The organism is Micromonospora polyrhachis (assembly GCF_014203835.1).
GTDB classification, from domain to species: Bacteria; Actinomycetota; Actinomycetes; order Mycobacteriales; family Micromonosporaceae; genus Micromonospora_H; species Micromonospora_H polyrhachis.
The window spans coordinates 6,771,219-6,784,632 of sequence record NZ_JACHJW010000001.1 but is presented as its reverse complement, the minus strand read 5'-3'; the positions used below and the strand labels follow the sequence as shown (position 1 = coordinate 6,784,632).

General features: G+C 67.3%; 13 protein-coding genes. 6 read left to right on the top strand and 7 right to left on the bottom strand.

Annotation, left to right across the window (positions count from 1 at the left end):
• Positions 1–253: 253 nt before the first annotated feature.
• Both FHR38_RS30090 and FHR38_RS30085 read right to left on the bottom strand, forming a co-directional pair.
• Positions 254–1,255: a tyrosine-type recombinase/integrase gene (locus FHR38_RS30090; protein ID WP_184538545.1), complete on the bottom strand. Its 1,002-nt coding sequence runs from the start codon at positions 1,253–1,255 to the stop codon at positions 254–256.
• Positions 1,256–1,754: 499 nt separating this feature from the next.
• Positions 1,755–2,162: a YciI family protein gene (locus FHR38_RS30085; RefSeq protein WP_184538544.1), complete on the bottom strand. Its 408-nt coding sequence runs from the start codon at positions 2,160–2,162 to the stop codon at positions 1,755–1,757.
• Between the two features lie 270 nt (positions 2,163–2,432).
• Between FHR38_RS30085 and FHR38_RS30080 the strand changes: the two genes are divergently transcribed.
• Entirely contained in the window at positions 2,433–3,425 is a 993-nt protein-coding gene (locus FHR38_RS30080; protein ID WP_184538543.1) for an LLM class flavin-dependent oxidoreductase, read from the top strand.
• A 64-nt stretch (positions 3,426–3,489) separates the two neighbouring features.
• Here the strand turns inward: FHR38_RS30080 and FHR38_RS30075 are convergent, their stop codons facing one another.
• Positions 3,490–4,218 carry an SDR family oxidoreductase gene (locus FHR38_RS30075; RefSeq protein WP_184538542.1) on the bottom strand — a complete coding sequence of 243 codons (729 nt, stop codon included), beginning with the start codon at positions 4,216–4,218 and terminating at the stop codon, positions 3,490–3,492.
• 98 nt (positions 4,219–4,316) lie between these two features.
• On the opposite strand from FHR38_RS30075, the gene FHR38_RS30070 reads away from it, so the two are divergent.
• Together FHR38_RS30070 and FHR38_RS30065 are read left to right on the top strand one after the other, a co-directional pair.
• Positions 4,317–4,802 carry a peroxiredoxin gene (locus FHR38_RS30070; protein WP_312882485.1) on the top strand — a complete coding sequence of 162 codons (486 nt, stop codon included), beginning with the start codon at positions 4,317–4,319 and terminating at the stop codon, positions 4,800–4,802.
• Positions 4,803–4,898: 96 nt separating this feature from the next.
• The gene (locus FHR38_RS30065) at positions 4,899–5,597 is read left to right on the top strand and encodes a hypothetical protein (RefSeq protein ID WP_184538541.1); all 699 of its coding nucleotides are present in this window, start codon (positions 4,899–4,901) and stop codon (positions 5,595–5,597) included.
• Between the two features lie 68 nt (positions 5,598–5,665).
• Here FHR38_RS30065 and FHR38_RS30060 read toward each other — a convergent pair whose 3' ends face one another.
• From FHR38_RS30060 to FHR38_RS30050, 3 genes are all read right to left on the bottom strand, one after another.
• Entirely contained in the window at positions 5,666–6,412 is a 747-nt protein-coding gene (locus tag FHR38_RS30060; protein WP_184538540.1) for a MerR family transcriptional regulator, read from the bottom strand.
• A gap of 663 nt (positions 6,413–7,075) precedes the next feature.
• A complete protein-coding gene (gene cydB / locus FHR38_RS30055; protein WP_184538539.1) occupies positions 7,076–8,071 on the bottom strand; it encodes a cytochrome d ubiquinol oxidase subunit II in 996 nt (331 codons plus the stop codon).
• A 15-nt stretch (positions 8,072–8,086) separates the two neighbouring features.
• Complete coding sequence (locus FHR38_RS30050; protein ID WP_184538537.1) at positions 8,087–9,499, bottom strand: cytochrome ubiquinol oxidase subunit I; 1,413 nt, start codon at positions 9,497–9,499, stop codon at positions 8,087–8,089.
• Between the two features lie 182 nt (positions 9,500–9,681).
• Between FHR38_RS30050 and FHR38_RS30045 the strand changes: the two genes are divergently transcribed.
• Complete coding sequence (locus FHR38_RS30045) at positions 9,682–10,473, top strand: lysophospholipid acyltransferase family protein (RefSeq protein ID WP_184538535.1); 792 nt, start codon at positions 9,682–9,684, stop codon at positions 10,471–10,473.
• A 54-nt stretch (positions 10,474–10,527) separates the two neighbouring features.
• Here the strand turns inward: FHR38_RS30045 and FHR38_RS33395 are convergent, their stop codons facing one another.
• The gene (locus FHR38_RS33395; RefSeq protein ID WP_184538533.1) at positions 10,528–11,661 is read right to left on the bottom strand and encodes a methyltransferase; all 1,134 of its coding nucleotides are present in this window, start codon (positions 11,659–11,661) and stop codon (positions 10,528–10,530) included.
• Positions 11,662–11,900: 239 nt separating this feature from the next.
• Between FHR38_RS33395 and FHR38_RS33390 the strand changes: the two genes are divergently transcribed.
• The gene (locus FHR38_RS33390) at positions 11,901–12,770 is read left to right on the top strand and encodes an SRPBCC domain-containing protein (protein WP_184538531.1); all 870 of its coding nucleotides are present in this window, start codon (positions 11,901–11,903) and stop codon (positions 12,768–12,770) included.
• Positions 12,767–13,366, top strand: a complete 600-nt coding sequence (locus tag FHR38_RS30030) for a dihydrofolate reductase family protein (protein WP_221449251.1) — start codon at positions 12,767–12,769, stop codon at positions 13,364–13,366. Before FHR38_RS33390 ends, FHR38_RS30030 begins: the two co-directional genes overlap by 4 nt.
• Positions 13,367–13,414: the final 48 nt, after the last annotated feature.

Here is a 13,414-nt window from a genome sequence, read left to right as displayed (position 1 = left end):
CTGCGGTCTGGCGGACAAGGTTATTCATCCTTCAACCGGGCGCTGGCCAGCCGCGCATCGTTTACCAGAGTCCGGACGATCTGCCGAGTTACTGGGCTGTCGGGATCTTTGGTATGCCAGATGCCGCACCGCAGCAGTATCACTGCGTCATGGTCGAACATCATCCCAATTCCGGCAGTCGCAGATCCGCAGAAGCCCCCACCATCGACACCTGGACCCGCCCCGCTTTGACGACGACGTCCCTCAAGACCACTCACTTACCCACACTCGGCAACAGCCCAGCCAACACCCGGTTCGTACGGTTGGCCCGCACCGCCGCCCGCTGCTGCCCAGCCGTCACATCGATGTAGTTCTGACTCGTCGCCAAACTCGAATGCCCCAACAACCGCATGATCTCCGACGCGCTCGCGCCATCCTCCGCCAACCGCGTCGCGAACGTGTGCCGCAGCGCGTGCAGCCGCGCACCCTTCGGCACCCGATCAGTAATCCCTGCCCGCCGGTAGCACGACTCGACCAGATACTGCAGGCCACCCCGCCGCAACGGCTCACCATGCCGATCCACCAGCAACGCCGAATCACGCTCCACCGACCGCGCCCCGAACCGCCGTCGCCGACTGTCCAAGTAACCGGTCAGCACCTCGTCCAACTCCGACTCGACCGGAATCACCCGCAGGTGACCCCCCTTACCGAGTACCTCCACCCGGCGCTCGCCGGGTCGCCCCGCCAGCGACGCCACCCGCAGCGCCAGCAGCTCCGACAGGCGCAGCCCCGCACACAACGCGAGCGCGAGTACGGCAAGATCGCGCTCCGGCCAGGGATGTCGCTGTCGCTGGTCGTCCCGGGACACCGCGGTCAGCAGTTGCTCCGGAGTGTCCTCGCCCCGCAACGGCTTGGGTAGGGGAGTCGCGACCTTCGGTTTGCCGACTGCCGGCATCGGGTTCCCGGGGACAATCCCGTCGGCGACCAGGAACGTGAAGAAGGTGTTCCAGGTCGACCAGGCGCGATAGATGGAGGCGGCAGCCCGGGGGGCGGCGAACTTGCTGAACGCCGTACGCAGCGACCGGGCCGTCAAGGCGGTGATCGACAACTCGGCCAGGGGGAGGGGAGTGGCCGAATCATCGGCCACCAGCTGTGCGACCGCGATCAGGTCCCGCCGGTAGGCCTGCAGCGTGTGCGGAGAAGGCTTGCGGGTGGCCCGGTCGGTGAGAAAGTCCTCCACCAGCAGCAAAACTCGACTGTCCACTTTGTCCTGCATAAGAGATATTATGCATGATTTTCAGGTATTTGCCGAGATGAGAACGCCTCGACTCAACAGGGGGGCGTACTGCTTCGACACGCGACATGCAGCCGAACCGCATCGCGACATCATCCCGTGTGCGGCGAGCCGCTGGTCGCCGCACACGGGATGGCCGTCAGATCGGCGCTCGATGCAGCTGCGCAACGGGTGAACCACTGCACCGTGCCCGCCGGCTTCCGCGTGGACGACGACTGGTGATCGCAGCGGGGCGGCGACTGATCTCCGAGCGCGTGCGTGGTCGCCAGCCGGGCTTTGACGAGGCTCTGTCGGTCGCTCCTGGGGAACCGGTTCGACCGACCCCAGAACCGCTAGGTTGACATAATGTACATTATCGAACCGACGAGTCGGGATCGAATAAACCCCTGCGAGGGGTGCCGGCGGGAGATCCGAGGGTGCCCCGTCAGCAAGACCCAGCGGGCGTTGAGCCGAGGCAGCAGCGAGTCGTCCAGCGGAGAGGTCACCGCGTGCTTGTGGGCGGCTCAGCCAGGAAGGGACGCACTTCGAGCCACTCGTGAATGGGCATCCTGCCTGCCCCGGGGGCAGCCGACAGTTCTCCGGCCAGTTCGATGGCACGCTCGTAGCTGTGGACGTCGATCACCATCCAGCCGGCGATGAGATCCTTGGTCTCGGCGAACGGGCCGTCGGTGACTGGCGGGCACCCCGCACCGTCGTACCGGACGAACGTCCCCTCGGGGGCAAGTGCCTGGCTGTCGACGAACTCGCCGGTGTCCTGGAGTCGGGCCGCGAAGTCGCGCATGTACCGCATGTGCGCCGAGATTTCCTCCGGGGTCCACTGGTCCATCGGTACGTCGTTGACCGGAGCCGGAGCACCGCGATAGTGCTTGAGCAGCAGGTACTTGGTCATTATGTCCTCCTCGTGTTGTTCTGACCTATTTTGGTCATGTTTCACCCGAGGAAGCCGGTCATGGCTTCTCGACATCGCCGTCTGGTTCTTCGGCTCCCGTAGAAGGAGCCTGGGGTGAGCCGCCTGCCGGCGTCCAGGGTCACGATCTGACGCGACCGCTGACGCATTGCAGCGGTGGGTCATCCCCGGGCCCCGCTGGGCACTTGTCCTGGCAGACTCGTACGTGGCGGCACCCGGTACGCCACTCCCCCTGCACGAAAGGTCCTCGCGTTGACCGTTCCTCTCTCCATTCTTGATCTGGCTACCATCGGCGCGGGTGAGAGTGCCGCCGAGAGCCTTCAGGGCAGCGTGGAACTTGCCCGGCTCGCGGAGGCGGCGGGCTATCGGCGCATCTGGTACGCCGAGCATCACAACAGTGCTTCCATCGCGTCCTCGGCTCCCGCTGTACTTATTGCGCATATTGCCCAGCACACCAGCACCATCCGCCTTGGCGCGGGTGGTGTCATGCTCCCCAACCACGCCCCGCTCACTGTTGCCGAGCAGTTCGGCACCTTGGCGACCCTGCACCCCGGTCGTATCGACCTCGGGTTGGGTCGGGCGCCTGGCACGGACCAGAACACGCTGCGTGCGCTGCGTCGCGACGCGCACTCCGCCGATTCCTTTCCTCAGGATGTGCAGGAGTTGCGGGGTTATCTCAGCAGCACGAGTTTGATCCCTGGCGTGGATGCCATCCCGGGTAAGGGCACCAACGTTCCGCTCTACATCCTCGGTTCCTCGCTCTTCGGTGCGAGGCTGGCCGCCGCGCTCGGACTGCCGTACTCCTTTGCCTCCCACTTCGCGCCGAACGCGCTTGAGGACGCCGTCGCGCTCTACCGCCGTGAGTTCCGGCCTTCCGATCAGTTGGACCGGCCGTATGTGATTGCCGCTGCCAACGTGGTCGCCGCTGACTCTGAGGAGGATGCCCAGCGTCAGTTCCTGGCTCTCAAGCGCCGCTGGGTCCGGATGTTTCTGGGCCGGGGCCGTTCCTTCACGGATGAGGAGGTCGACCAGATTCTTGCCTCTGCGGCGGGCCGGACGATCGAGCACAACCTGAAGTACACCGCTGTGGGCACGCCATCTGCGATCAGGGAGTACCTGACCGGCTTCGCCGACCACGCGGGTGCCGACGAGCTGATCGTCGCGCACCAGACTGCTGCCGTGGTCGACCGTCTGCGTTCCGCGCAGCTGACGGCCGACGCGTTGGGGTTGCCGATCAGGCGGTAGCCCGGGCCTGGGTGTCACCGGGCTGGCCGTTGGGATGTGCTGGCGGGCTCGCCGAGGGCGTGTTCTATTGACCGCCGGCAACTCGAAGAATGGCACCGGAGGTGTACGACGCTTCGGGGCTGAGTAGCCAGGTGATGGCGGCGGCGATCTCGTCGGCGTATCCGGCGCGGCCGAGCGGTACCCGGTTCGCGACACGGGCGGGACGGTCGGGCAGTCCGGATACGGTGTGGATGTCGGTCCAGATGGTGCCGGGTGATACGGCGTTGACCCGGATGCCCTGCGGGCCGAGTTCCTTGGCCAGGCCGATGGTGAGCGTGTCGGTGGCGGCCTTGGCGGCGGCGTAGTGGATGTATTCGCCGGGGCTGCCGAGGGTGGCGGCGGCTGAGGAGATGTTGACGATGGCCGCTCCGGAGGACATACGGCGTACGGCCTCTTGGGCGCAGAGTACGTATCCGATGAGGTTGACGTCGATGACCCGGCGTAGGTCGGCCAGGGTCAGGTCGACGAACGGGCCGATCTGGCTGGTGACGCCGGCGTTGTTGACCAGGCCGGTGATCTCCCCTAGCTCGGCTGCCGCCTCGAACAGGTGGGCGACCTGGTCAGGGTTGGTGGTGTCGGCGCGTACGGCGATGCCCTGCCGGCCGGCGGCGTGTACGTCGGTCAGGACGGCCTCGGCGGCGTCGCTGTCCTGTCGGTAGCACAGGGCTATGTCGTGGCCGGCGGAGGCGAGCCGGCGTACGGTGGCTGCGCCGATTCCTCGGCTGCCGCCGGTTACTACGGTTACTGGATCCATGACGGCTCTCCCCCGTGGTTGTTGTCTTGATCGTCGGGTATGGTGCGTACGCTCCGCTACGTGATGCTGCTCTCGGTGGAGCCGGTGGGAGGTGTCTGGTGTCATCTGGTCTGGTGCGGGGTGACCTGGTCGAGGACTTCGTGTTGCCGGATCAGTCGGGCGCGCCTCGGCGGCTGACCGACCTGTTGGCGACCGGGTCGGTGGTGCTGTTCTTCTATCCGGCGGCGTTGACTCGTGGGTGCACGGTGGAGAGCTGCCATTTCCGGGATCTGGCGGCGGAGTTCGCGCAGGTTGGCGCGCATCGGGTGGGAATCAGTCGGGATCCGGTGGACCGGCAGCGGGAGTTCTCGGATCGACACGGGTTCGACTATCCGTTGTTGTCCGACCCGGATGGTGTGGTGGCGCGCCAGTTCGGGGTGCGGCGACGGTTGCCGTTGGGACCGCTGAGTACGAAGCGGATGACGTTTGTGATCGGTGTGGACCGGCGGATCATCGAGGTGATCCACACCGAGTTGAGCATGACTGAGCATGCGGATCTGGCGTTGCGGGTGTTGCGGGCGGAGTCGGCGTCACCGGAGGCGTGACGGCGCGGTTTTTCGGGCGGTGGGGGCCGGTTCGGCCGTGTCGGACGGGCCTGGTAGTAAGGCAGGAATCAAACAGGTGTACGGAAGAAGGATCTGATGACTGCCGCAGGTGCCGATGTTCATGGACTGTCCGATGACGAGTTGCAGAGTATTCGGGACACGCTGGCTGCTGGCCGTAAGCCGAAGGTGATGTTCACGGAGGCGGCGGGGCAGATCGCCGGGCAGATCGGCCAGGTGGTCGAGTTGTTGGATCCGGTGGTGTCGGATGAGTGGGTGGTGGTGCGGTTCGGTCGTGACGAGCTGCCGTTCTCCCCTGCTGATGTGGCTATTCCGCCGAAGGGTGCGGGCAAGCGGGCGGAGCCGAAGCCCGAGCCGGCTCCGGAGCCTGACCCGGAGCCGGAGTTCATGATCACCAGGTCGCCGGTTCCGGCGGCGCGCGAGGAGGCAAGCGTGACCACAGTGGATACTCCCCCGGCTGAGGCGAAGCCGGCGAAGCGGGCGGTGAAGGCGGCGAAGCCGAAGGCCCCTGCGGGTTTGACGGTGACGCTGGCCTACGCCGATGGTGAGTGGACGGTGGCCGCGACGCAGGGCAGTAAGTCGCTGGCGAAACCATACGTGATCAAGCCAGCGGAGGCGTTGAAGATGGTGGGTCTGATCGACGTGCCGGGGGTGCAGGAGGCGGTCGAGCAGATCATGTCGGTGGAGCGTAACGAGGCGGAGCAGCAGGCGGAGAAGCTGCGGGCGGAGTTGGCCGAGATCGAGGCGCGGCTGGCGGAGTTGCGCGACGCGAGCTGAGGTGTGGCGGTGATGGTGGCGGGGAGGGGTGAACCCTCCCCGCCACCGTTTGTTTGGTTGTCCGTGGGTCAGTCGGTGAGGTGCCGTTCGGCGTAGATCTTCATGGCGTCGCGGACGAGGAGGCTGGTTCCTTGGCCGTGTTGGTCGTAGTTGGCGGTGAACCGGGGGTCGGCGACGTACATTTCGCCGAGTCCGATGAGGTAGCCCTTGGTGGGTGCGGCGGTGTGGGACAGCCAGTTGACGTGGCGTCGGGTGATGGCTTGGACGTCGTCGCTGTCGGCGGTCTTGCCGGTGGCGTGGGCGGTGCCGTAGGCGTGGGCGATGTCGAGTTGTTCTTGTTGGAAGGCGCGTTTTTCGGTGTCGCTGAGTGAACGCCACCAGCGGTCGCCCTTGGCGTAGGCGTCTTGTCCCCAGCGTTGGGTAACTTCTTGTTCGTATTGGGTGTGGTCGAAGCCGTCGAAGATTTCGGTGGCCATGAGCGGTTCCCCCTTTTCGGTCTTGCGCAGGGTGGTGTGGACCGACCGGATCTGCCGTTCGATGCGTTGGCGCTCGTTCTGGAGGAGTTCGAGGTGGGTGCGTAGGGCGGCGGTGGTGTCTTGTTGCCCGTTGAGGATTTTGGCGATGGCGGGTAGGCCGAGGCCGAGTTCGCGGAGCAGCAGGATGCGTTGGAGGCGGATCAGCCGGTCTTGGTCGTAGTAGCGGTAGCCGTTGGCGCCGGTTCGGCTGGGGGTGAGGAGGCCGAGTGTGTGGTAGTGGCGCAGGGTACGGCTGGTGGTGCCAGCGGTGCGTGCGATGTCGTTGATTGACCATTCCATGGTTGGCCTCCTCTCCCCCGTTCTGGCCCGGTGGTGTCGACGGTAGGGCTTGACGTTGCGTCAACGTCAAGCCGTGGATTGGGAAACCCGGGCGTGGCCGGTCGTGATCTGTGACCTGGTCCGATTTGGTTGAGGGGTGTCACGGGTGGGTTCGAAGGTGTCGGCGGACCCGGGTGGGCAGCGGGTGGTACGTGGGTTGGGCGCGTGGTGGCCGGGCGACGCGGCGGACGGTCAGGGTGGCTCTGGTGCGTGGTCGATCCGGTGGTTGCGGGTTGGTCGGCGGTTCTGTCCGCAGTGGGTGTTGCACTGCGAGGGTGCTGGTCACTGCTGGTGCCGATGCCGCGTTGCGGCTTTGGGAGCCGGCTACCGGTCGTTGTTTGCGCACCATCGCCTTGCATGCCGCCGCTACGTGTCTGGTTTCGGTGGCGCTGGCTTCGTTGGTGGTGGGCACGAACCAGGGACTGCTACGCGTAGATGTGCATGGGGTTTGATCCGGTGCTGGGTCACTGGTGGCTGATGTTGGGTGTCGCCGCCCATGGCGTGTCGACGGGTGGGGTCCAGTGATTGGTGGCTGTTGGCGTCGAGCGGTGGGAACGGGAAACCCGGGTGTGGCCGACGGTTCGGGGGATTCGTCGGCCACACCCGGGTTTGGGGAGGGGGTTTTCAGTTCGGGATGTGGGTGACGCCGATGCGCTTGCGGAAGACCCAGTAGGTCCAGCCCTGGTAGGCGAGCACGATCGGGGTGAAGATGACCGCCACCCAGGTCATGATCTTGAGGGTGTAGGGGGTGGAGGCGGCGTTGTCGACGGTGAGGGTGCCAGCGGCGTCGAGGGTGGAGGGCATGACGTTGGGGAAGAGTGCCGCGAAGAGGGTGATCACGGCGAGGCCGGTGGCCAGGGCGGTGCCGGTGAAGGCCCAGCCTTCACGGCCGGCGTGGGCGGCGGCGACACCGGCGGCGAGCGCGAGGGCGGCGACGACGGCCAGGACGATGGCGGCCGGGGTGTTGCGGATGCTGAGTGTCCAGGTGAGGAACGCGCCGGCCAGGACGATGGCGGCGATGCCGGTGTGGGTGGCGAGCTTGCGGGCGCGGTGCCGGATGTCGCCGGTGGTTTTGAGTGCGATGAAGACGGCGCCGTGGGTGAGGAACAGGGCGGTGGTGGTGAGGCCGCCGAGTAGGGCGTAGGGGTTGAGTAGGTTGAAGAATCCGCCGGCGTACTCGTGGTTGGCGTCGAGGGGGACGCCGCGCACGATGTTGGCGAAGGCGACGCCCCACAGGAGGGCGGGTACGACGGAGCCGAAGGTGATGGCGGCGTCCCAGCGGCGTTTCCAACTGGCTTCGGGGCGCTTGTGGCGGTATTCGAAGGCGACGCCGCGCAGGATGAGGGCGATGAGGATGAGTAGTAGCGGCAGGTAGAAGCCGGAGAACAGGGTGGCGTACCACTCGGGGAAGGCGGCGAACATGGCGCCGCCGGCGGTGAGTAGCCAGACTTCGTTGCCGTCCCAGACGGGGCCGATGGTGTTGATCATTACTCGGCGTTCCCGGTCGTCGCGGCCGAGTACGGGCAGGAGCATGCCGACGCCGAAGTCGAACCCTTCGAGGATGAAGTATCCGGTGAAGAGGACGGTGATGAGGAGAAACCAGACGGTGGTGAGTTCCACGGTGGGGCTCCGGGGTCAGTAGGCGAAGGCGAGGGGCCGGTCGGCGTCGTCGGTGTCGTCGGTTTGTGGGGGCGGGGTTTCGTCGGGCAGGCCGTTCTTGGCGTACTTGACGAGGAGGCGGAACTCGATGACGGCGAGGGTGGCGTAGACGAGGGTGAAGGCGGTGAAGGAGGTGAGGACTTCGGCGAGGCTGACGGTGCGGGAGACGCCGTCGCGGGTGAGCATTTCACCGAAGACGATCCAGGGTTGGCGGCCCATCTCGGTGAAGATCCAGCCGAAGGAGTTGGCGGCCAGTGGGAGGAAGGGCATGACGAGGCCGGCGCGCAGGAGCCAGCGGCTGGTGGTGGTGCGGTCGCGGCGGTGGGTCCAGAGGACGAGTAGTGCGATGGCGGCGGCGGCCATGCCGAACCCGATCATGAAGCGGAAGCTCCAGTAGGTGACCGGGATGATCGGGGTGTAGCTGCCGGGGCCGTACTGGGCGGCGTACTGGGCTTGCAGGTCGTTGATGCCCTTGACTTCGCCGTCGAAGCTGCCGGTGCCGAGGAAGGACAGCAGGCCGGGGATCTTGAGGGCGTACAGTTCGCGGCTGCCGTCGAGGCTGCCGACGGTGAGTACGGAGAAGGCGGCGGGACTTTCGGTGGTGTAGAGACCTTCGGCGGCGGCCATCTTCATGGGCTGCACCTCGGTCATGATCTTGCCTTGGATGTCGCCGGTGAGCAGGACGCCGGCGGCGGCGATCAGGGTGACCCAGGAACCGAACTTGGCGGCGAAGCGGTAGGTCGGGGTGTCGCTGTTGCCGGGGCGTCGGATGAGGTGCCAGAGGGCGACGGTGACCATGAGGGAGCCGGCGACGAGGAAGCAGCCGAAGATGGTGTGCGGGAAGGTGATCAGTGCGACCTTGTTGGTGAGCACGGCGAGGAAGTCGGTGAGTTCCGCGCGGCCGGTGTCGGGGTTGATGTGGTAGCCGACAGGGTTCTGCATCCAGGAGTTGGCGGCGAGGATGAAGTAGGCGCTGAAGGTGGAGCCGATGGCGGCGGCCCAGATGGTGGCGAGGTGGATGCGTTTGGGCAGCCGGTCCCATCCGAAGATCCACAGTCCGAGGAAGGTGGATTCGAGGAAGAAGGCCACGAGGGCTTCGATGGCCAGTGGTGCGCCGAAGATGTCGCCGACGAAACGGGAGTAGTCGCTCCAGTTCATGCCGAACTGGAATTCCTGCACGATGCCGGTGACGACGCCCATGGCGAAGTTGATGAGGAACAGTTTGCCGTAGAACTTGGTGAGTTTGAGGTAGCGCTCGTTGCCGGTGCGGTGCCACATGGTCTGGAGGATGGCCACGAGTACGGACAGGCCGATGGTCAGCGGCACGAACAGGAAGTGGTAGACGGTGGTTACACCGAACTGCCAACGGGCCACATCTAACGCATCCACCAGGACCCCCAGGTCTACGTACTACGGAACGTAGTAGATCCTACCTGTCGTCGCGGAGGCTGCCGCAGGGGCCCGGGGCCTGAAGTATCCGGGTCGAAGGCCCCGACCGGTAGGGCCGCCGGCCCGGGCCAGAAGGCCCTGACCGCCCCGGAAACCCGGGAACGTGCGACGATCAACGGCTGATGAGCACCCCGCACTCCCCCTGGCAGCCGCCCTGGTTGTGGCGCTGCGCGCAGGCCGCCGCCCGCGTCGTCGTCGGGCTGGTAGCCCGGCTGCAGGTCACCGGCGACGTGCCCGACGAACTACGCCGCGGCCCACTGATCCTGGCCGCCAACCACATCAGCCCGTTCGACCCGGTCGTGCTCACCGCCGCCACCGGCGTACGCGGCGTCTCCCCCCGGATCATGGCCACGGGTGGGCTGTTCCGGGTGCCGGTCGTCGGTGCGGCGATGCGGCACTGGGGGCACATCCGCGTCGACCGGGGCACCGCGGCGGTGTCCGACGCCCTACGGGACGCGGCGTCGGCCGTGGCCGGCGGCTCCGTGGTGCTGGTCTACCCGGAGGGCCGCATCGGCCTCGACCCCGGCATGTGGCCCGAGCGGGGCAAGACCGGCACCGCACGACTTGCCTTCGCCAGCGGTGCCGCCGTCGTACCCGTGGCCCAGTGGGGTGCCCACGAGATTCTGCCGTACCGGGCGCCGAAAGGTCTGCTACGTGGCGTGGCCCGAGCCCTGGTCCGCCGACCGGTGATCCGGGTGCACTTCGGCACCCCCATCGACCTGGGCGAACCCGACCCGGGCGTACCGGGTGCGGCCGTACGCGCCACCGACCGGATCATCGACGCGCTCACCGACACCCTGGCACCGCTGCGCCCCGACGAACCCGACCGGCCCCGACACGTCGACCCCGGCCGGCCGGCCGACACCTCCCGGATGCACCGCCGCCGGCCTCGGTCCGCGCCGCCGGAAAACTAGGAACAGACGACGGTCACCAGTCTGCTCGCCCCTGGCGACCGCCGACGCTGATCGTCACGTGTTGGCGAGCCGCCAGAGTGAAGTGACTTCCGCGACGCGTGTGGCGTGGAGGGGATCTGCGGTGTCCCTCGCTCGTGGATGCCGGGGCCGGGTGTCAATCCTGTCCACCACGTGCAGGCCCGCTGCCTTGACGTCGGACAGAAGTTCACTGCGCGTCCTGAGTCCGAGGCGCTCGGCCAGGTCCGACAGGATGAGCCATCCTTCACCTCCTGGTCCGAGATGCGCGGTGAGTCCGTCCAGGAAGTCGCGGAGCATACTGCTGCCCGGGTCGTAGACGCCTTGCTCTACGGCGGAGGTGGGCCGGGCTGGAATCCAGGGTGGGTTGCAGACGATGAGGTCCGCGCGCCCTTCGGGAAACAGGCCGGGGCCCACGATGTCGACGCGCCCGGCGAGGTGCAGTCGGCGGACGTTATCGCGGGCACAGGTCAGGGCACGCGGGCTGATGTCGGTTGCCACGACGTGGTCGATCCCCCGGCGGGCCAGGACGGCGGCGAGCACTCCTGTCCCCGTCCCGAGGTCGAATGCGGTACGGCGGCCCGCGCGACGGGCCGCCGGCACGGGGAGCGGTGTATGTGCGACGAGGTCGATGTATTCGCCCCTGACCGGGGAGAACACGCCGTAGTGCGGGTGAATGCGAGCGTCGAGGGCCGGTACCTCCACGCCCTTCGTGCGCCACTGATGCGCTCCGATCACGCCCAGTAGTTCTGGAAACGAGACGGCCATCGGCTCGGACGGCGGTCCGTACGCCTCGGTGCATGCCTGGCGGACGTCGGGAGCCCTGCGCAGGTTCAGGCAGTAGTCGTCTCCCAGTAGTACGAGGAGCCTGCCGAGTACGCGGGCACGGTGGCTGCGGGCCCTGCGGTGCAGGTGGAAGGACTCTGCTGGGCTGCCGCCTTGCCGGGAAGGTTTCCGGTCGATGCGGCGGCCCAGCGCCTGCAGTAGTTGACGTGCGTTGTGGAAGTCGCCCTGCCACAGTAGGGCGGTGCCTTCGCAGGCCAACCGGTAAGCGGCATCGGCTTTTATCCGGTCGTCCACGCTGATGACCCGGCTGGGCGGCGGTGTCGCGTTCTCGGAATGCCAGTGGGCGCAACGGGGGTTGTTCGTCTCGGTCCAGTGAATCGTGGACACCACGTACTCCTCGTGATCGAACGTGCAGGGACACGAAGAGCACTTCGACCAGGAGCAGGGCAAACGGCCCGTGCCGCAGCACGGGCGCGTGCGTCAGGGCAGGTAGGGCTACCGCTCCCGCATCGAAGTGCGAGAGGAGGTATCGCCGAGAACCATGCCGAGCGTCACGACCAGCCCTTTCGGAGAGACGAGGTAGAAGGCTCGCACAGCCCTCTCTGCGCAGGCAAGCCAGCCCCTGGGTGGGGCGATGCTCAAGCAGACCGTACGAGGGGTGCTCGCCGCCCTCCCGATCGACCACGAGGGCCGAGCGCCCCCGTTCGGTCGGCGTCCTCGCCCAGCTCACCGAGGCGCGCCAGCCGCAGACCACCAAACACCTGCAGACCCTCGAACGCGCTGGCGTCGTCACCTCCCAACGCAGCGGCCAGCGCCGCATCTACGCACTGCGGCCCGATCCCCTGCGGGACCTGGCGGCTGCGCTCGGCCTGCTCGCCGACACCGCCGAGCAGGCCGGTGGGCCGCACACCACCTACGACCGGTACGGACTCAGCCTCCACGCGGAGCGGCTCGCCGCGCAGGCGGCGGGGTGGGCCGACGGCCGCTCGTTCAGGTTCCTCCGGTCACTGACCGGGCACCCCGACCTGGTCTGGCGCCACCTGACCGAAGCCATCCTGCTCACCCGCTGGTGGACACCCGACGACCTCCGGGTTTCCCGGTTCGCCTTCGACACACGACCGGGTGGGCGGATCGTCCTGGAGTACCGGGATGCCGAGGACGCCGCGGCCAGCGACCAGGTCGCCGGCTACGCGGAGGGAGTCGTCGACGAGGTACGCCCCGGTGAGCGCCTCGCCTACCGACTCTCCCCTGCGCTTCCCGACGGTGGCACCGCCTTCACCGCCCACGTCGGGTTCGACCTTCGGGCCACCGACACGGGTACGGACCTCGACGTTCACTACCGGATCACCGACAGCACCATCGCATCCGCGGACTTCATCGCAGGCATCGAGATCGGCTTCGGTCAGAGCCTCGACAACCTGGCGGCGATCCTCGCCGCCGACCCGGCCACCACCGACGGTGCCGGGTCCGACAACGCATCAAGGAGCACCACGTGACAGCGCAGAACGGTGCCCGCAGGGTCGTCACCAACATGAGCCTCTCCCTCGACGGGCACTACGCCGGGCGCGACCCGCAGGACATGAGCTGGGTGATGCCGTACGCCCACACCGACGTCGCCCGGGACCACCTGACCAGCATCTGGGAGCCAGCGACGACAGCCCTGCTCGGCCGGGTCAACGCCGAGGGCTTCCTCAGTTTCTGGCCCACCGTGATCGGCATGGCGGGTGCCGACCCGCGTGACGAGGGCTTCGCGAAGTGGCTCGTCGACACCGACAAGGTGGTCCTCTCCAGCACCCTCGACCGGGCCCCGTGGGAGCGGACGACGATCGTCGACAAGCCGGCCGCCGAAGTGGTCGCGGACCTCAGGGCCAGCGAGGGTGGCGACATCCTCGTACTCTCCAGCGCCAGCGTCATCAAGGCCCTGCTGGCAGCCGACGAGGTGGACCGTCTGACATTGACGATCTTTCCGGTCTTCCTCGGCGGCGGGCCGCGCCTGTTCGACGACGGCCTGCCCCCGGGACGGTGGGCGCTGGTCAGCCAGACCGCAGGCGAGCACGGCACGCTGGCCCTCGTCTACGACCGGATCCGCTGACTCGGCCGACCAGCGGCTTGTCCGGCATGATTCCGATCAGACGTCGGC

Coding starts and splice junctions, on each gene's coding strand:
- FHR38_RS30065 (WP_184538541.1), top strand. CDS start 4,899: ATGACTGCCGCAGGTGCCGATGTTCATGGACTGTCCGATGACGAGTTG.
- FHR38_RS30085 (WP_184538544.1), bottom strand. CDS start 2,162: ATGACCAAGTACCTGCTGCTCAAGCACTATCGCGGTGCTCCGGCTCCG.
- FHR38_RS30045 (WP_184538535.1), top strand. CDS start 9,682: ATGAGCACCCCGCACTCCCCCTGGCAGCCGCCCTGGTTGTGGCGCTGC.
- FHR38_RS30060 (WP_184538540.1), bottom strand. CDS start 6,412: ATGGAATGGTCAATCAACGACATCGCACGCACCGCTGGCACCACCAGC.
- FHR38_RS30090 (WP_184538545.1), bottom strand. CDS start 1,255: ATGCAGGACAAAGTGGACAGTCGAGTTTTGCTGCTGGTGGAGGACTTT.
- FHR38_RS30075 (WP_184538542.1), bottom strand. CDS start 4,218: ATGGATCCAGTAACCGTAGTAACCGGCGGCAGCCGAGGAATCGGCGCA.